Below are 16,902 nucleotides of genomic sequence, written 5' to 3' on the forward strand. Positions count from 1 at the left end.
GGGCGATCGCAACAAAGTGTTCATTTGACCGTTGCCATCCTGTAAATAAATGGAATGTGAGATATAATTTATTTGTCACTCAATCAATCTATATTAACTTGTTATGGATTCTTTCAACCTACGCACAAAAGTTATTACGGAAATAAATCTTGTTCCACCAGAGAAATTAGAAGAATTATATAATTTTATTCATTATTTTCGCTTAGGTATAGAAGTATCTCAACCTTCATTTAATAAAAATATGCAGTTTGCTGGATGTTGGAATGATATGTCAGATGAAGTATTTGCTAACTTCAATGAAGAAATAATCACCCGCCGCCACCAAGCATTTTTAGGAAGAAGAAGTGATGAAGCCAGCGTTGATTGACACAAACATTTTATCTTTTTTCTTCCGTAATCATAGTCTAGTTATCGAGCGTTTTCAAGCCTATTTGAAAGAGTATGACAAAATTAACATTAGCATCATCACTTATTATGAAATTGTCAGTGGATTAAAACATCGTGACGCGCAAAAACAACTCACATCTTTTCAGGAATTTGTTTCATACAATACGGTTTTACCTCTAACTACAAGCTCTGCCATAATTTCTGCTGATATTTATGCCAATTTAAGAAATAAAGGCACGCCAATTGACGATATTGATATTCTGATAGCAGGAATTGCCATAGCCAACGATTTGATTATTGTCACAAATAATATCAGAGATTTTGGAAAAATAGAAAACTTAGAAATTCAAGATTGGAGTAAGTAATATGACAATTTGCTATGCCTATTACTGATTATTGTACATAAAAGGCGATCGCACTTTCCGGCACTTTCCGGTAAAATACCTTTGAGTCAAGATTAGGAATGATCGCTCTTGGGGATGTGGGAGGTGCGATCGCCTTCCACAAATCAAAAAAGCGATCGCGCTTTCGTGAAATGGCTTTGATGAAAGAAAGGCGATCGCTCTCTTGGTTGTTTCTACCCCACTTTCCCCGTGCAAGAGAGTTTTTCTGCCTGCTAGATTGGTTGTTAGGGGCATAATTGTGATTTATCTTGTGTTCAATTTTCCGTAGATTTTGGTTTATTTAAAAAATTTACTACACTCTCTGCTAAATTGATCTTGTTATTCATCTGGATAGGTGTCATGTGATCACCATCTAGTTCAACCCATAAATCTCTATTTTTTAGTCTGAGTTTTTCGATTAAAAAGCATACATCGCTACATTTTTGACTATATTTAGTATCTATGTCAAAGTTGCATTGTTGGCATTTATTACCATTTCCTGCTATACCATCATTCGTAAAAGAAATAACAGATGTCAATTGGAATGAAGTATCTTTTTTCTCTTCTATACAATGCCACATTTGTTCTTGAGTAGGCTTAATTATACATTGCAAGAATGAAGTTGGCGGTCTAAAACAAGGCGCTATAAATACAGATGGTTGTTCTCCAATTGGTGATAGTGTATTTTTTAGTTGCAAACTTAGCTGAAAAATTCTTCTAACAGCATCTTCATTAATCTCTGTCAAGATGGTAGGAACGTTATTTATTGCACTAGCGATATTGTCTCGCTTATTTTTATCATTGTTGCTTAAAAGGTTTAATAAAGCTATGTATTCGCAGCCTAGACTGTGGGCAACCCAAGAATAGTTTTTATGATCTTTGTAAAAATCATCAACCTTTTCTAGCTCTTTTAGTGTATTAGTGTGGGATTCAAATAAAGTTTCTGCAACTAGAATGTGATCTGATGATAAAGAATATGGAAATACAACAATTGTATAGCCATAACTTTTTAGGTCTGCTAGAAGCTTGTTGTAAAAACAAGTAGGAAAAGTACCAAAAAAATAACCGCCAAAAAATTGAATTACCCCTTTAGGGTTTTCTTGTAAAGAAACTTTAGCATTCCCAATTTGCCTGAATTGTATCTTTTCACACTTCATAGAGGTTTCATTTGGTATTTAATTTACAACCCATAACTTATAGAGTAATCTATTACTCAAGGTATTAAATGGACAGATAATTAGAGTTAATTATCTGCCACTTCAGCCGCAGTAAAAAACTGTTAACGTCATCTGAGTATTTTTTAATAAAATGAGATATCCTATATTTAGGAAGTGTTTTAAATTAATTGAGAAATAGAGAAAAAATATTTTTACTTTGCGTTTAAAGTTGGAATAAAAACCATAGCAATCCTGTCTTATTTATGAAAACTTAATGTGATCAAAATCTCGATTTTACAGATTTTACTGGCTTTTTTCGTTTTCACATATCATTCAGAACTGCTATAGATAACTTTTACAGCAAACTGTAAGAAAGAAAATTAGGGATTTATTAATTTAATTCAACACAAAATTGGCCATCGCCTGGAGGATCAAATCTTCCTGATGCAGAGTAAACAAATGGTAACGCTGATAAGTGGATAGAACCTTTATTGCAAGTTGCAATTAAGTCTTCACCATTCTCGACTGGAATACCTTCACACTCGAAGTTAGGAACTCTTTGCTGAATCTGAATTCTGTCTATTCGTCCACGAAGATCAGGAGGGTTTAATTTAACTACAGCAGATTTAATAGTAGTAAGTGCTTTTATTTCTCCTTTCTGCCTAACTCTAAATCTTCCTTCTTGGACAGGAACACATTCTTCAATAGGCCGTAACCATTCCCTCCGTGCGCCAGTCAAAGGGGGAAATCCTGCCATTGCTGTTCCAGAGAACCCAATTGTCAAAGATAGTACAAGTGATACAGCAATCGCCAAAGATATAGCTGAGGATACGAACTTCTTCAGTGAACTCATGATAATTTTTCTTTCTAGAATACTCTTAAAAGTATCCCTTAACATATCAATCAATAATTCAGTTAAATTCAGGATTATGAAAATTGAGTTAAATTGAGTTAAATTCAAAATTTGATTGCGGAGATTGCCTAGATGCGATTTTTGGTAGATGAAAATACAGGTGTGGCTGTTGCTCGCTGGTTAATTGAACAAGGTCAATAAAGATGTTAAAATACTATAAAGTTAGAGAGATTAAATAATATGAGCTATCAAGATATTATTACCATTGAGCCAGATAAGCGGGGTGGTAAACCTTGTATTCGCCGGATGAGAATCACAGTTTATGATATTTTAGGTTGGTTAGCATCTGGTATGTCTTATGCAGAGATATTAGAGGATTTTCCCGAATTAACAGAAGACGATATTAGAGCTTGTCTAGAATTTGCTGCTGACCGTGAACATCTTTAGTTGCTATGGTAGATTCTGCTTGAAATTGCTTTTTGATCAAAATTTGAGTCGTAAATTAGTAACTCGATTAGCAGATATTTTTCTTGATTCTAGTCATGTTCAGCTTCATGATTTAGCAGAAAAAACTGATACTGAAATTTGGGAATTTGCTAAGATAAATGATTTTTGTATCGTTACTCAAGATGTAGATTTTGCAGAGAGAGGCCGTTTGTATGGTTCTCCACCTAAAGTTATATGGTTACGCTGTATAAATGCACCAACACAAATAGTTGAATTTCTACTGCGTTCTGGGGTGGAAGCAATTCAAAAATTGCTTGATAATCCAAATCTGGATTGTTTGGAATTGTACTAATTTATTCTATAACTAGCTCAATCTAAAAAAATGTCATCTGGGGTGAGTTGTGGTTAGGTAATAGCACCAGTAACTACAAAAAAGGTGCTTAATTACAAAAATTCAAGTTGATTTTTCATATCTTCTGGTTCAAGTGTTTCCCAAATCAGAATTAAAGTATTTAAAATTTCACCAATCGAACGGCGTTTCTGATCACAATATGTAATTCCTGCATGAGTTATACCGCTACGATGAAGGATCACAAAATCATCATCATGAGTAATCAAGATCCGGTTTTCAGATCAAGCAAAAGCAATTTGTTCTCTGTCTGATACACCAATTAATCCGGCTTCTGAAGTTGTAGTAACATTGATTTCTCGACGACGTAAACCTAACGCGATCGCATTACTAACACTTTCATCTAAATGAAATTTAATTCTCTCTATCATTGCGTTTTTTCAGTTTTTGTTGCAGAATCGAAGGAGTTTGTGCTTGAATTTCTTGGATTAAAGCCTCTGATTCTGATATTTGTTGCCTAATTTCTTCTCGATAATCATGATAGTATGCTAAAGCAGCATAGACATCAGATAAGGTAATACTAGGATAATGGTAGAGAATTTCATCAGGAGACATTCCCATTTTTTCATGCCAAATCACAATATCCTGAACTCGAATCCGATGTCCAGCAATGCGAGGTTTTCCTCCACAAATACCAGGAGTGATTTCAATATGTTCTTTGATGACGTTGATGGACATAGTATTATCAAGAGAATTATCCACTCTAATTCAGAAGTGTTGAATCCTGCAATAAAACTTGACAATGTTTGCGTTTTACCCAGGCAAAATCCCTTATTTATTGAGAATAGAGTCATTAACTGCTCAAATTTGGTATCACCAATGCCAATGCACAACTTGAACAAGATCATCAAAATCTTAACATTCAACACTTCTGACTCTAATTATATCACTATTTTATAAGGTAGGTTGGCGCAGAAAGTATAAAATTTTCTCTAAAACTCGCTCACTTATGGTTGGTGGTAAATTTTTCAGTTGTTTCTGCACTGATTTGGGGATAATAACTTCATAGCTCATGAGATTTGAGGATTCTGATTAGCAATATATTCTTGAATTGTTTGATAGTCGCCATTTTGATAAGCTTGACGAGCTTCTGCAATTTCGGACATAATTTGGGGATTTTGTTCTATTAAATCTTCTTCATCTTCTAAAAGTTGTTCTTCTAGAAATTCCAAAATTTGATGTTTTTCTTCTAAATTTAGGGATGAAATTGCCGCAATTAATGATTCAAAGGGCATTTGTAAGTTAACTATTGTCATTATTGATAATCCTTTTTAGGTTAATTATATTGTTAATTATGCTATATTTTCAGCTAATGTACTACCAGAGAGAGAAATTATAACTATAGGGTAGGTTAACAACAGCATAAAAAAGGTGCGTTATGCGATCGCTAACACACCCTACAAAACTAAATCAAACGTTAAATTTTATTAAATTTGTAAGGTTAAAAACAAAAATGCTGTATGATAGTTTGAAAATGACAATTTAATTAATATAATTAATAATTAAATTATATGAAAGTACAACAACAAATATTAGACTTTAGAAATAAAATTCTTCTCGGTGACAATCTATCTATTCTCAAACAAATAGAAAGTGATACTTTTGATTTAATCATCACTTCACCCCCATATTTTCAGCAACGTGATTATGGAAATGGTAATTTAGGTATAGGGAATGAAACAACTGAAGCAGAATATTTACAAAATATCTTAACGGTATTTGGGGAATGTGTGCGCGTTTTGAAAAAAACAGGAGCAATAGTTTTTAATTTGGGAGATAAATATATTAACGGTGGTTTATCTCTAATTCCTTATAAATTTGCCATTCAAGCTACCCAAAATCAAAATATTTTTCTGATTAATCAAATTACATGGTCAAAACTAAATCCTACACCACGGCAAGATAAAAGAAAATTAATACAAGCTACAGAACCATTTTTCATATTTGCCAAATCAAAAGATTATTACTTTAATTTAGATAATTATTTACAACATCTAGATACCTTTAATAAAAGTATTAAAGGTAAACCATCTGATAAATTAGGTAAAAAATATCTGGAATTAATTAAAAATTCTGATTTAAGCGAAGAACAAAAAATAAATGCTGTTAAAGCATTAAATCAAGCTATTTTAGCAGTACACAATGGAGAAATTGAAGGATTCCGAATGAAAATTCATGGTGTACATAAATTAGCCTATGGTGGACAAGATGGAGGTAGAAATAACCAAATTAAGAATAATGGTTTTACTATTATTAGAATTTTAGGAAATACGATGAAAAAAGACATCATCGAAAGTCCAGTAGAAATTACTAAAAATAATCATCATCCAGCAGTTTATCCTATATATATTATTCAGGAACTTATTAAATTATTAAGTCAAGAAGGTGATTTTGTACTTGATCCTTTTTGTGGTAGTGGTACTACTTGTGTAGCAGCTAGAAATTTAAATAGAACTTATTTAGGAATTGAAATTAATCCAGATTATGTAAATTTAGCTAATAACCGCATGGAACAATCTGATTCTAAACAACAGGAATTATTTATATGAAATATAATTATAATCAAGAAATAGAAACATTAGAAAAATACTATCAACAAGCAATTAAATTAATTGAAAATCAAGCGTTATCAGAAATTCAGGAAGAAATAAAAGCAAGTCTAGATATTTTTATTCAGAAAATAGAAACTGATAAATCTTTAATTCAGGTAATTATTACAACTTTACTCAAGAAAATAATTAAACCTGAGCAAGATATAAGATTGCACATGGCTAAATTTCCAAATGGATATTCTGCTAGAGTCATTGATACCAAAGTAACTACACCATTTTTTAAACGTACATTTCCTAAATATGCTAATAAAGAAACTGCATTTTTAACTAAAGCAACACGCGCAGAAATTATCTGGAATTTTGATGAGGGAGTCAAATTACCATTAAGGAGTAAAAGCTTAGTTGAACCTTTTCTGAAGTTAATTGATAAAATTGAAAATCAAACGATTGATCTTGAAAATTGTTTAGTTTATGTTTTTGCACAATTACATCTTCTGTGCCAATCTCATGAAGTTGTTTTTTCAGAAACGCTAGAAGTTGCTAATTCTATAAATATTATCAATATCAATACAGTTATAAAAATGGTAGAAAGACATTTTGAAGAAGCTTTAAGTTCTAGGCTACCAGTTATTGTAATTTTTGCTATTTACAAACAATTATTTAAAACTATCCGCAGATTTGAAAATAAAATACTACTACCTTTAAATGTTCATACTTCTGCTGATAAACATGGTTATGGTGATATAGAAATAAGGGACAACCATAATAATCCATTTGAAATATTAGAGATAAAACATAATGTTCCTATTGACAGAAATATGATATTAGATATAGTAAAAAAATCTGCCAATACAACAATAGAAAGGTATTATATTCTAACAACATACAACAACTGTTTTATTAATCAAGATGAAGAAGAATATATTAATGAATTGATTTTGGGTATTAAAAGAGAACGAGGTTTAGAAATTATTGCTAATGGTATTGTGAATACCTTAAAATATTACTTGCGTTTTATAGAAGATTATCATGAATTTATTAGCACATATACCGAAGAATTAGTAATAGATGCTAGAAATTCAACGGAGGTAAAAGATTCTCATATTCAAGCTTGGCGAATAATTTTACAAGAATATCTATAGTATTAAATTTGACTTTTTTTCAGTTTTTGTTGCAAAATCGAAGGAGTTTGTGCTTGAATTTCTTGGATTAAAGCCTCTGATTCTGATATTTGTTGTCTAATTTCTTCCCGATGATCATGATAGTATGCTAAAGCAGCATAGACATCAGATAAGGTAATACTAGGATAATGGTAGAGAATTTCATCAGGAGACATTCCCATTTTTTCATGCCAAATCACAATATCCTGAACTCGAATCCGATGTCCAGCAATGCGAGGTTTTCCTCCACAAATACCAGGAGTGATTTCAATATGTTCTTTGATTACGTTGATGGACATAGTATTATCAAGAGAATTATCCACTCTAATTATATCACTATTTTGTTAGGTAGGTGTGTATTGTCGTTTGAGTATCTTACAAAGATTTGGACTATTACTGTACTTTTAGCTCTATTTGAAATTATTTAATTTTTGACTTGTTGGAAAGTTTTATAATTTCTACAAACAACCTCCAAACAAATATCTCCTTCTAAATGAAAATAAATTAGTGATTGTAAGTTGGTATTAATTATGCCAGTTTGATTGACAAATGGATAGGATGTAGATAAAAATTCCTGGATATTATCTTCAATTTTCTTGAGTTCAACTTCTCCTACCCAAAAACAGATATCTTCATCATTTGCATTGAGAGGTTGAGAAAAAACCAGGTGAATAATTTGGTAAAATTCAATAGCGACATCATCGGCTTCAGGACCAAAGGTAAAGTCAAGACGTAATCCCAGGTTTTGAGGATTTAAAGAAATACCAACTAAGTCAGCACTTTTCAAATCTTCGAGAAAAGTAGTGAGGGTTGGTGCAATTGTTGTTGTCATAAATTTACAATCTCTCCAGTATTATGAGTATTAGCTCCAGAAACAAATTCTATCTGCTCTCCATGTTGATTGTAGCGACGACGGTAAGATTTGCCATCAACTGCTTTAATTCTAGAACCTGTGCGGACAATTTCCCCATTTGGTCGAATATGAATTTGGCTACCATCTGGATGCTGAAATGTTTCATAACCCCCTTGAGTTTGCGTTTTAAATTCAAATCCTTGGTTGCTGAGAATTATTAAGACTTCTGAATGAGTTTTTCCTGTTAAGTTAGGTAGTTGTTGAGCGGCTATATTCATTTATAAGAGCTTGTCTATTATTCCCATTTTACTCTCTATTTCTTAGACTGAGTTAACAACAGCGTAACCTACCATAAGCATTGATAGTAAATGGTGGGTTACGGAGCATAAACATTATTATATGTTTCTTCTTTATTACCTTGTTCGCCTAACCAACCCTACGATGACTACTGGTAGTAATTGTCTTGTATAATACAAGACTCAGATTTTATTGAATATTTAAGATTAAAGCAACGTAAAAATAATAAAACTCAGATAGAAAAAATTGATAAATTACGGTATTTTGGTTTAAATGATGAGCAAATTGCGGAGGTGTTAGAGTTACCTTTAGAGGTAATTAAGCAGGTAGAATCAAATAATTTAGCCATAGTAGTGTATACATCTTAGACTATAGCCAACTCTATTTGTTAGAATCAAGAAAACAGGTTAAAAAATTAATTATGATCATTTCAGATGAAGTCGTCAAAGCAAGTGGTTTATCAGAGAAGCAACTTTTGATGGAAATTGTAATTTTGTTATTCCAGCAAGAAAAAATCAGCTTGGGTAAAGCTAGTGAAATATTAGGAATGAATCAAATTAAGTTTCAAAAATTACTTGCTGAACGGGGAATATGTATTCACTATGATGTAGCTGAGTTACAGGAAGATATCCAGCATCTAAGTGCAAAAGGCTGGCTATGATTATTATCAGCGATACTTCACCTTTGAGTAATTTAGCCATTGTTGGTTATTTGTCACTTTTACAGCAGATTTACAACAAGGTGATTATTCCTCAAGGAGTTGCAGAAGAACTTAGAAATGCAAGTGATGAAGAAAATTTAATTGCAGGAGTGCTTTCTTTAGATTGGATTGAAGTTATACCAGCTAAAAATATTGAACTTATTTCTGTATTACGGAATAATCACAATTTAGATCGAGGTGAAGCTGAAGCGATAGCTTCGCTCGCCATAGGCAACGCTCTTGCTCTAGAATTAAATGCAGATGAATTGTTAATTGATGAACGCCTTGGACGAAGTTACAGCATTTTTCAAATATTGTTATATAATTAAACTTATCATGGATGTAAAAATATGAAGCTAAGAGTAATTCTAGAACCTAGTGATGAAGGTGGCTACACCGTCTATGTTCCCTCCTTACCTGGTTGTATCAGTGAAGGGGAAAATGTTGATGAGGCATTAGCAAATATTAAAGAAGCTATAGAGTTATATCTTGAACCTGTAGAAAATGAATTTTCCGCTCAGGAAGGTATCATTGTTCAAGAGTTGGTTATATGAGTAAAGTTCCCAGCCTTCCATACACTAAAATCATAGCTGCTCTAGAACGAGATGGATGGATTGTAGCTCGTCAACGTGGTAGCCACATTCGATTAGAAAAAGAACTGACTGATGAAGTCCTTAAATTGACAGTTCCGGCTCATAAACCTGTTAAACGCTCTACTCTTGTCCATATTTTGAAACAAGCCCACACTGATATTGAGCGATTTCTTGATCTCCTGTGATGTGCTATGTCTAAGGCGATCGCAAAAAAATGATTTAATTAGAACAATGCTAAACTAAATTTTTTTGGATAAAATCCCCGACTAATTTTTTAAGAGGTGCAAGACTTTTAAACCGTCTATTTGGATTTGAATTATTAATGACTCCCTATACTATAGCGCATTTAAAATTAGGTTTATTATTAGGAGATTTAGGTTATAAATTTGTACCAGAAGAAAGATTGAAAGTTTATTTAACTAATGCGTTAGAAGCAGGAATAAAGGAAGGTGATCTAATTCCTGGTATTACTCAAATAATTGCCGAAGAATCCAGTCAAGCAGGAAAAGTAAAAACGGAAATTCCGGTAATGGTAGGATTAGGAAACCCTCCTTATTCTGTCAGTTCGCAAAATGCTAGTAAACGCAAAAGAGTTTACACAAGTTATCGAATCACCATTATTCCTGAAATTACCCCACCCTAACCCTCCCCTTGCAAAGGGGAAGGATGTTTTAAAAGTGGTATCCCGTAATTTTCATCACATTGTTACCCCCCTTACAAAGGGGAGAAACAAGAAAATCCAGTTCCCTCCCCTTTATAAGGGGAGGGTTAGGGAGGGGTAAAACATTTGATACAGCAATCGTGACTTTTTAAACACCCTCTTAGAGGAAGTGGTAGACCGTCCCAATCTGGGTCATTTGTTTAAATTGTGATTTTTAGCATCCAAATTCTGTATAGTAATTAATACAGAATTTAAATTTATTGTTCATTTTTTCTCTTCATCACTTTTCGGCTATTTTGCCTTTTATTCTCCCTGAAGTCTCTAAGCATCTATGCTTACCGCATAATTGGGATGCTGCCATAGCAATTTTTAATTGCTGAGACTTCTGGTAATATTTTCTCAGATTATTCTGGCAACTCTGGCAAGTCGAATAAAACTTTAGTCATATAATTTTCTGCCCAATCTATCCCAAAAGCCTTTTCTAAAACTCTACGGGTTTTATCATTTTGTTGTTGTTTGGTACAATAATTATATTGTCCAGCAATAATTTGAGCTACTTTTTCAGGTGCAACTGGACTAGATGCGATCGCTTGGGTACAATGAATATCTAGAAATGATTCTACGTGAGACAAAAAACTTGTCTCTTCTTCCGGGGAACTAGGACGAATAAACAGACAAAAATCGGAAAAAATATGGCCCCATTCTGGTAATTCACGAGGTTGAGAAAAGTTGGCTGTGGTTAATTTACTAAGTTGCAAATTATAACCATCTGGTAGAATTCGATCTAAGTTTACTGGCGAAAGATCAGCAATAGCAGCACTAATTTGACCTCTACCTCCGACTAAATCACAACCAAACATGGGAAGATCATATTCAGGATGAGGAAACATCACACAGTGCAGAATATCTAACATATTCCCCACCTTTGCTAGTTCCAAGTGTATTTTGCGAAACTGGGGACTTTGATAACAACGATTTTCGATAATCAGTTTTTCCCCTTCTAATTTACCTTCTACATATCCCAATTCCGCAGGTAAATTGTATGGTGATAAGTCTAAGTGTTTATGCCAAACCGCTTCAATACAATTAGCTAGTTGATGAATCAGGGGATGTTGTTGTTCACGAAGAGAAGGAGTAGAAGACATATTATTTAGGAAATACAATTTATTTCCTAGTTTACAATTATTTGTACCAGATCAACTATTCTCCTGATATTTCTCTTTCTATCACCTCTTGTAGTTGTGGCAATAATGAGGATAAATCATTTTGAATTGTTTAAGAGACTCTACTCAAATCAACTTGAAAATATTCGTGAGTTACAACATTTCGCATCCCTCCCATCAACCGCCAAGGTATGAGAGGATAGCGTAACTGAATATCATTAGGAACATTTCTAGTAGCTTCTCCAATCACGACGAAATCATAGAGAACAGCTTTGACAAGCGTTTGATTTTTTGTAAATTCCTCAAACGTTACACCCCTTGTCCTTTGCTCAATTTCATTGATAGATAAGACAATATCTTGAATACGAAACCGCCAATCTCTAGAAGGCACGAATGACATCCTTTAATACAGGTTTTCGCAAATGTTCTCTCAAAGCATCCTCCGTTCCCAAATCAACAGAACATCCCAGAATATCTTCTAAATAATACTGCACTTGCAAAAGTTGAAACAACCCACCCGAACGATTAAACTCCACTAAAAAGTCTACATCGCTATCTGAACTAGCTTCATCCCGCGCCACTGAACCAAACAAATTAAGGGATTTTACTCCCAGTTCCTGCAACTTTTCTCTATGTGCAGCTAAAGTTGCCAGTACCTCATCTCGTTTCATGCTTTATTTTCCTAAACCAATTCTATATTAAGATAGTAGTGCAGCACGGCGTAAATAAACCAACCATTTTTAATTGCCAAAAATCTTGCTCAATATTGCTTTTGACTTTTGACTTCTGCCTTGCGGAGTCCCTATTTTTTAACATTTTATCCATTAAAAATTGGGAATAATAATTACTTAACTATCCCCAAAAATCTGTAACTTCATATCCTAATTCCCCGATCATCTGCCGCAATAAGGGTAAACTCAAACCAATGACATTACTGTGACAACCCTCTATTTTCTCCACAAACAAACTTCCAAAGCCTTCTAAAGCAAATGCTCCAGCGCATTGAAGAGGCTCACCTGTAGCTACATAGGCAAGAATAGCGCGATCGCTCATTTTCGCAAAATACACCCTAGTAACTTGATATTTAGCCACAGTTTGATTTTTAGTAGTATCAATCAAAACATGACCAGTGTACAAGTCACCAAAATTACCTTGCATCAATTGCCACCGAGCGATCGCTTCCTCCGCATCCCCTGGTTTACCGTAAATCCCCCCACCCATAGCCAAAACCGAATCACAACCCATCACCAACGCCGATGGAAATTGGGAAACCACAGTTTCCGCTTTACACTTAGCCAGCGTTTTCACCAATTCCCCAGGTTCAGTTAGTTGTACTTGTGACTCATCAAAATCACTCGGACAAACTATTGGTTCAATTCCCACAGTTTGCAATAACCGACGACGGGCAACAGAAGCAGAAGCAAGCACAAATTGCGGAATTTTCATAAATTGTTGTATAAGTAGTTTTTTGGTAATTGATAATAGTTAATTGTCAATTACCACCATTTCTAGTTATTAATAAACAGTGAAAGAACTCACAACCTCATCAATCATCCGTTGCAACTTCTTCCAACGTTTCTCAGGAACCGAAGCATTAAACGTAAACAGCTTACCACGACTGATAGCCACACTAGAAATATTATGTCTTTCCTGTCCATTAGGAAATTTAACTGCATATTCTAGAAAGTAGTAAATTTTTCCATCTACTTCCCTTTCAGCCGCATTGATCAACTCAGCAGTCCGATCAGAACCTACAGGAGCAAGAGCCGCCTTTCCTAATTTATAACCAACTTCCGTTGGCGTTCCCAATTCCGCCAAAGTTTTACCAGAAGCCACCGGACTAATTACCACAGACACATTCTCTGATACTTCAATTAAATCGTGAAACACCACATCAGGACCATCACCAACTTTAACTTGTAACCAACCATTAGGATAATCAAACTGATAACCGTCAGCACTATCTACAAACCTATTTAGTCCAGCCGCATTAGCTACACCGCCACTACTCAAGCTGAAGCTCAATAGCAATAATAAGATGAACGTAATTCTTTGCCACATTTTTTCCAATTCCTTTGGTCAGTCAACAATACAAGGTAAAGATAATTGCAAGTTTTTATTTTCTCACTAATCTGGACAATCTGGAGACTTTAGTTTTGCCATCCCCTTCAGGCTTTATCAGTATGTGTGCTATAATTGGACAGTCTCGCACCTTGTGGTCAAATAAAAATCTCTTTGTGGCAACAATTAAGCCCCAAAGACTTTGAAAAATGTCAGTAACTCAGCCCTAAAGGGACTGAGCTTGTAAGAAATTGCAAGCTGTACTGACCAGTCTAAGTCTTCACTGACTACGTTTTTTGAGTCACGACACCCTGGAATGCGTAGCTAGTTCCCTGCTCTGTCGCTTGTGATTAAACAGTTTCAAAGTCACTGAAACAGTGTTGCAAGCCTAAAAAGCTCTTAAAACATTGACGCAGCTAACATTACCCCAGAAATGGGAGGCTCTTCGGAGCAATAAGTAATTGGACAAAAATATTTACAGTCATTGCGAGCGAAGGGAAGCAATCACAACCCTTGGAATTGCCTCATTTAACTTAGTTCCATACGGCTAACGCCACGCTGCGCTAACGCAATAGCATTGTATAATTAATTCTGTTTCACTACTTACATTATGCGTACAGATTTGGGAAATTTGAATCGGTAATTGTCCCGTTGAAAGTACACCACAAAAGTACCCCGAATTTCTTAACTCCAAGACGGTAATGAAAAAAGCATTCAAAGCGGTTAAAACCGCCCGTGTCGCTTTCCTCTCAGGGAGCCAAGCCACGCTCGTTTCCTACTTACCGGATATCCTTATGAAAAAAGTTGTCGTTGGTCTTTCCGGTGGCGTTGATAGTTCCGTAGCCGCCGCTATGCTGCATAATCAGGGCTATGATGTAATTGGTTTAACTCTTTGGCTGATGAAAGGCAAAGGGCAATGTTGCTCTGAAGGAATGATCGACGCGGCTAATATTTGTGAACAATTGGGTATACCCCATGAAATTGTTGATATTCGGGATGTCTTTCAAACAGAAATTATTGATTTTTTAGTGACAGGTTACAGTGTAGGCATTACGCCGTTGCCTTGTTCCCAATGTAACAAAACGGTGAAATTCGGGCCAATGGTGGAATATGCAAGGGAAAAATTGGCATCGGCTAAAATCGCCACAGGTCATTATGCCCAAATCCGCTACAATGACACCACTAACCGTTACCAACTATTACGAGCCGTAGACCGCAACAAAGATCAATCTTATTTCCTCTATGACTTATCCCAAGACTTATTAGGGGCAACAATTTTTCCCCTGGGTGAACTGAATAAAACCGATACTCGCAGAATTGCTACTGAATACAACTTAAAAACCGCCGATAAACCAGAAAGTCAAGATTTATGCTTAGTAGAAAGCAATGGCTCTATGCGGGCATTTTTAGATAAATATTTAGCTCCTCGACCTGGTGATATTGTAGATACCACTGGTAAAGTTTTGGGACAACACGATGGTGTTCATCATTACACCATTGGTCAGCGAAAAGGCTTAGGCATCGCCGCCGCTGAACCCTTGTATGTGATTGAACTAGACGCAGCTAATAACAAAGTAGTTGTAGGCGATCGCACCAAAGGATCTCAGTCAGAATGTACAATAAATCGAGTAAACTGGGTTTCCATAGCTGAACCTGTCGCCCCCATTCGCGCCGAAGTTCAAATCCGTTATCGTTCCCAACCCGTACCCGTCACAGTCATTCCCCTACCAGATTCCCGCGTCCGGTTAGTATTTGATGAACCACAATTCAGCATCACCCCTGGACAAGCAGCCGTTTGGTACGAAGGTGAAAAAGTCTTAGGTGGCGGAATCATCGAACAATCGTAGGGCGCAGGCCCTGCGCCCTTCCTTCTTTATTTCTTACTTCTTACTCCTTACTTCTTACTTCATAAGTAGTGAGACAGAATTAATTACACAATGTCATTACGTTAGCGCAGCGTGGCGTTAGCCATATATAACGAAGTGAAATCAAGCAATCGCCAGGGTTGTGATTGCTTCCCTTCCTTCGCAATGACTGTAAATATTTTTGTCCAATTACTTATTACATCCCCCCCCAGTAACCCCCATAACCGCAACAGAGGTCATTCCAGAAAATCGGGTTCTCGCCGCACAATCATTTCATACAAAGACTGAAAACTAAACCAACCCATCTCAGGAGAACCCACTTGGCTATAAGCTATCTTCGCATACTCCGGCTTAATCGGGCTAGGTATTCCAGCAGCTTCTGCCAATAATTGAGCTTGACAAGAACGCTCCATCGTGATAAACCACCAAGCAGCCTCATCAATAGTTTTACCTACCGTCAGCAAGCCGTGATTTTTGAGAATGACAGCCTTATTTTTTCCTAAAGTTTCAGCAATTCGCTTACCCTCTTCCGGGTCAAGCACAACTCCCGTATAATCCATAAATATACTGTGGTCTTCGTAAAAAGAACAAGCATCTTGAGTCAGGGGGTCAAGCAGACGACCCAGACTAGACCAACTTTTACCATAGATAGAATGGGCGTGTGCCGCCGCTACCACATCAGGACGGGCTGCATGAACTTGAGAATGAATAGCAAAAGCTGCGCGATTTACCGGACGATTACCGTAAATTACATCACCTTGCTGATTAACTAATATCAAATCACTAACTCTAACTAAACCGAAGTGCATTCCAAAAGGATTTACCCAAAAATGTTCAGGGTTTTCTGGGTCACGGGCTGTAATGTGTCCAGCAACACCTTCATCAAATCCAAACCGTGAAAATAGCCGCAATGCAGCCGCTAGTCGTTGTTGACGGTGTAATCTTTCCTCCGTAATGGAAGTAAAAGTGGGAATTTGGGGACTATTGGGTTTTTGTATAGGTTTTTCGGTCATATATATAGCTTCGCCATTTTTTGTAGCGACTGTCTTGATTGTCAAGCGATTCGCGCAAGGCAACACATTTGTTATTTTTTATGCTATTCCTGGGCAACACTAACGCGAACAATCCAATCTACGAATCAAGGCTTTTTTAAATTTGATTAAGGTAGGAGAGGCTTTGAACTTGTTCTTTGTATGATAAAAAAGTCCAGCTTCTAGCCGTTTTGAGTATAAATCAAGACTTTTTTTAATTTGAACAAGGTATTGCTGATTATATCAGATTTTTTCAAAAATTAAATATCAGCTTGATTGGCAGGGAATAACTACTGGTAATCACTTTTTTATCCATAATTATTATTTTAA

Annotated in this window: 30 protein-coding genes; 14 read left to right on the forward strand and 16 right to left on the reverse strand. The window is 35.4% G+C overall.

What is annotated here, in order from left to right; genetic code table 11:
• Positions 1–103: 103 nt before the first annotated feature.
• From NG743_RS06955 to NG743_RS06965, 3 genes are all read left to right on the forward strand, one after another.
• A complete protein-coding gene (locus NG743_RS06955) occupies positions 104–367 on the forward strand; it encodes a hypothetical protein (RefSeq protein ID WP_039200985.1) in 264 nt (87 codons plus the stop codon).
• A complete protein-coding gene (locus NG743_RS06960) occupies positions 348–752 on the forward strand; it encodes a type II toxin-antitoxin system VapC family toxin (RefSeq protein ID WP_039200984.1) in 405 nt (134 codons plus the stop codon). The genes NG743_RS06955 and NG743_RS06960 overlap by 20 nt, the downstream gene beginning before the upstream one ends.
• 98 nt (positions 753–850) lie before the next feature.
• Positions 851–1,027 (forward strand): hypothetical protein, encoded by a 177-nt coding sequence (locus tag NG743_RS06965; protein WP_168467372.1) that lies wholly within the window; start codon positions 851–853, stop codon positions 1,025–1,027.
• Positions 1,028–1,045: 18 nt separating this feature from the next.
• Here the strand turns inward: NG743_RS06965 and NG743_RS06970 are convergent, their stop codons facing one another.
• Positions 1,046–1,927 (reverse strand): DUF1350 family protein, encoded by an 882-nt coding sequence (locus tag NG743_RS06970; RefSeq protein ID WP_257121745.1) that lies wholly within the window; start codon positions 1,925–1,927, stop codon positions 1,046–1,048.
• A 391-nt stretch (positions 1,928–2,318) separates the two neighbouring features.
• Positions 2,319–2,888: a hypothetical protein gene (locus tag NG743_RS06975; protein WP_257121746.1), complete on the reverse strand. Its 570-nt coding sequence runs from the start codon at positions 2,886–2,888 to the stop codon at positions 2,319–2,321.
• A 132-nt stretch (positions 2,889–3,020) separates the two neighbouring features.
• Between NG743_RS06975 and NG743_RS06980 the strand changes: the two genes are divergently transcribed.
• Complete coding sequence (locus NG743_RS06980) at positions 3,021–3,227, forward strand: DUF433 domain-containing protein (protein WP_306459831.1); 207 nt, start codon at positions 3,021–3,023, stop codon at positions 3,225–3,227.
• A 19-nt stretch (positions 3,228–3,246) separates the two neighbouring features.
• Positions 3,247–3,579 (forward strand): DUF5615 family PIN-like protein, encoded by a 333-nt coding sequence (locus tag NG743_RS06985; protein WP_257121747.1) that lies wholly within the window; start codon positions 3,247–3,249, stop codon positions 3,577–3,579.
• A 92-nt stretch (positions 3,580–3,671) separates the two neighbouring features.
• On the opposite strand, the gene NG743_RS06990 is transcribed toward NG743_RS06985, so the two are convergent.
• The 5 genes from NG743_RS06990 to NG743_RS07005 all read right to left on the reverse strand — a co-directional run bounded on the left by NG743_RS06990 (position 3,672) and on the right by NG743_RS07005 (position 4,892).
• Positions 3,672–3,845 carry a hypothetical protein gene (locus NG743_RS06990; protein WP_228039411.1) on the reverse strand — a complete coding sequence of 58 codons (174 nt, stop codon included), beginning with the start codon at positions 3,843–3,845 and terminating at the stop codon, positions 3,672–3,674.
• Positions 3,846–3,860: 15 nt separating this feature from the next.
• The gene (locus tag NG743_RS06995) at positions 3,861–4,007 is read right to left on the reverse strand and encodes a DUF5615 family PIN-like protein (RefSeq protein WP_228039412.1); all 147 of its coding nucleotides are present in this window, start codon (positions 4,005–4,007) and stop codon (positions 3,861–3,863) included.
• A complete protein-coding gene (locus NG743_RS07000) occupies positions 3,991–4,314 on the reverse strand; it encodes a DUF433 domain-containing protein (protein ID WP_257122126.1) in 324 nt (107 codons plus the stop codon). Before NG743_RS07000 ends, NG743_RS06995 begins: the two co-directional genes overlap by 17 nt.
• A 216-nt stretch (positions 4,315–4,530) precedes the next feature.
• Positions 4,531–4,650 carry a type II toxin-antitoxin system RelE family toxin gene (locus NG743_RS26840; RefSeq protein WP_371316500.1) on the reverse strand — a complete coding sequence of 40 codons (120 nt, stop codon included), beginning with the start codon at positions 4,648–4,650 and terminating at the stop codon, positions 4,531–4,533.
• Positions 4,647–4,892, reverse strand: a complete 246-nt coding sequence (locus tag NG743_RS07005; RefSeq protein ID WP_257121748.1) for a hypothetical protein — start codon at positions 4,890–4,892, stop codon at positions 4,647–4,649. The genes NG743_RS26840 and NG743_RS07005 overlap by 4 nt, the downstream gene beginning before the upstream one ends.
• Positions 4,893–5,147: 255 nt before the next feature.
• On the opposite strand from NG743_RS07005, the gene NG743_RS07010 reads away from it, so the two are divergent.
• Both NG743_RS07010 and NG743_RS07015 read left to right on the forward strand, forming a co-directional pair.
• Positions 5,148–6,185: a DNA-methyltransferase gene (locus NG743_RS07010; RefSeq protein ID WP_257121749.1), complete on the forward strand. Its 1,038-nt coding sequence runs from the start codon at positions 5,148–5,150 to the stop codon at positions 6,183–6,185.
• Positions 6,182–7,330, forward strand: a complete 1,149-nt coding sequence (locus tag NG743_RS07015) for a DNA methyltransferase (RefSeq protein ID WP_257121750.1) — start codon at positions 6,182–6,184, stop codon at positions 7,328–7,330. Before NG743_RS07010 ends, NG743_RS07015 begins: the two co-directional genes overlap by 4 nt.
• A gap of 2 nt (positions 7,331–7,332) precedes the next feature.
• Here NG743_RS07015 and NG743_RS07020 read toward each other — a convergent pair whose 3' ends face one another.
• The 3 genes from NG743_RS07020 to NG743_RS07030 all read right to left on the reverse strand — a co-directional run bounded on the left by NG743_RS07020 (position 7,333) and on the right by NG743_RS07030 (position 8,479).
• Positions 7,333–7,647, reverse strand: a complete 315-nt coding sequence (locus tag NG743_RS07020; protein WP_257121751.1) for a DUF433 domain-containing protein — start codon at positions 7,645–7,647, stop codon at positions 7,333–7,335.
• Between the two features lie 125 nt (positions 7,648–7,772).
• A complete protein-coding gene (locus NG743_RS07025; protein ID WP_193964615.1) occupies positions 7,773–8,180 on the reverse strand; it encodes a hypothetical protein in 408 nt (135 codons plus the stop codon).
• Positions 8,177–8,479 carry a hypothetical protein gene (locus NG743_RS07030; RefSeq protein WP_257121752.1) on the reverse strand — a complete coding sequence of 101 codons (303 nt, stop codon included), beginning with the start codon at positions 8,477–8,479 and terminating at the stop codon, positions 8,177–8,179. Before NG743_RS07030 ends, NG743_RS07025 begins: the two co-directional genes overlap by 4 nt.
• Positions 8,480–8,659: 180 nt before the next feature.
• On the opposite strand from NG743_RS07030, the gene NG743_RS07035 reads away from it, so the two are divergent.
• From NG743_RS07035 to NG743_RS07060, 6 genes are all read left to right on the forward strand, one after another.
• A complete protein-coding gene (locus NG743_RS07035) occupies positions 8,660–8,866 on the forward strand; it encodes a hypothetical protein (protein WP_257121753.1) in 207 nt (68 codons plus the stop codon).
• 53 nt (positions 8,867–8,919) lie between these two features.
• Positions 8,920–9,159: a UPF0175 family protein gene (locus NG743_RS07040; protein WP_257121754.1), complete on the forward strand. Its 240-nt coding sequence runs from the start codon at positions 8,920–8,922 to the stop codon at positions 9,157–9,159.
• Positions 9,156–9,527 (forward strand): PIN domain-containing protein, encoded by a 372-nt coding sequence (locus tag NG743_RS07045; RefSeq protein ID WP_257121755.1) that lies wholly within the window; start codon positions 9,156–9,158, stop codon positions 9,525–9,527. Before NG743_RS07040 ends, NG743_RS07045 begins: the two co-directional genes overlap by 4 nt.
• A 21-nt stretch (positions 9,528–9,548) precedes the next feature.
• Entirely contained in the window at positions 9,549–9,752 is a 204-nt protein-coding gene (locus NG743_RS07050) for a type II toxin-antitoxin system HicB family antitoxin (protein ID WP_193964621.1), read from the forward strand.
• Positions 9,749–9,976 carry a type II toxin-antitoxin system HicA family toxin gene (locus NG743_RS07055; protein WP_257121756.1) on the forward strand — a complete coding sequence of 76 codons (228 nt, stop codon included), beginning with the start codon at positions 9,749–9,751 and terminating at the stop codon, positions 9,974–9,976. Before NG743_RS07050 ends, NG743_RS07055 begins: the two co-directional genes overlap by 4 nt.
• 137 nt (positions 9,977–10,113) lie before the next feature.
• The gene (locus NG743_RS07060) at positions 10,114–10,434 is read left to right on the forward strand and encodes a hypothetical protein (protein ID WP_228044042.1); all 321 of its coding nucleotides are present in this window, start codon (positions 10,114–10,116) and stop codon (positions 10,432–10,434) included.
• Positions 10,435–10,856: 422 nt separating this feature from the next.
• Here the strand turns inward: NG743_RS07060 and NG743_RS07065 are convergent, their stop codons facing one another.
• The 5 genes from NG743_RS07065 to psbP form a co-directional block, all read right to left on the reverse strand.
• Positions 10,857–11,597: a phycocyanobilin:ferredoxin oxidoreductase gene (locus tag NG743_RS07065; protein ID WP_168467367.1), complete on the reverse strand. Its 741-nt coding sequence runs from the start codon at positions 11,595–11,597 to the stop codon at positions 10,857–10,859.
• A gap of 130 nt (positions 11,598–11,727) precedes the next feature.
• On the reverse strand, positions 11,728–12,006 hold the full coding sequence (locus NG743_RS07070; RefSeq protein WP_257121757.1) for a HepT-like ribonuclease domain-containing protein: 279 nt from the start codon (positions 12,004–12,006) through the stop codon (positions 11,728–11,730).
• Positions 11,996–12,286: a nucleotidyltransferase family protein gene (locus NG743_RS07075; RefSeq protein ID WP_027404262.1), complete on the reverse strand. Its 291-nt coding sequence runs from the start codon at positions 12,284–12,286 to the stop codon at positions 11,996–11,998. Before NG743_RS07075 ends, NG743_RS07070 begins: the two co-directional genes overlap by 11 nt.
• Before the next feature lie 181 nt (positions 12,287–12,467).
• Positions 12,468–13,061 carry a Maf family protein gene (locus tag NG743_RS07080; protein WP_027404261.1) on the reverse strand — a complete coding sequence of 198 codons (594 nt, stop codon included), beginning with the start codon at positions 13,059–13,061 and terminating at the stop codon, positions 12,468–12,470.
• 69 nt (positions 13,062–13,130) lie between these two features.
• Positions 13,131–13,676 (reverse strand): photosystem II reaction center PsbP, encoded by a 546-nt coding sequence (gene psbP / locus NG743_RS07085; protein WP_027404260.1) that lies wholly within the window; start codon positions 13,674–13,676, stop codon positions 13,131–13,133.
• A 794-nt stretch (positions 13,677–14,470) separates the two neighbouring features.
• On the opposite strand from psbP, the gene mnmA reads away from it, so the two are divergent.
• Entirely contained in the window at positions 14,471–15,523 is a 1,053-nt protein-coding gene (gene mnmA / locus NG743_RS07090) for a tRNA 2-thiouridine(34) synthase MnmA (protein ID WP_027404259.1), read from the forward strand.
• Positions 15,524–15,777: 254 nt separating this feature from the next.
• On the opposite strand, the gene NG743_RS07095 is transcribed toward mnmA, so the two are convergent.
• Entirely contained in the window at positions 15,778–16,554 is a 777-nt protein-coding gene (locus NG743_RS07095; RefSeq protein ID WP_027404258.1) for a class II aldolase/adducin family protein, read from the reverse strand.
• Positions 16,555–16,902: the final 348 nt, after the last annotated feature.

Origin of the sequence: Dolichospermum heterosporum TAC447 (assembly GCF_024584745.1) — a bacterium.
Classification (GTDB): Bacteria; Cyanobacteriota; Cyanobacteriia; order Cyanobacteriales; family Nostocaceae; genus Dolichospermum; species Dolichospermum heterosporum.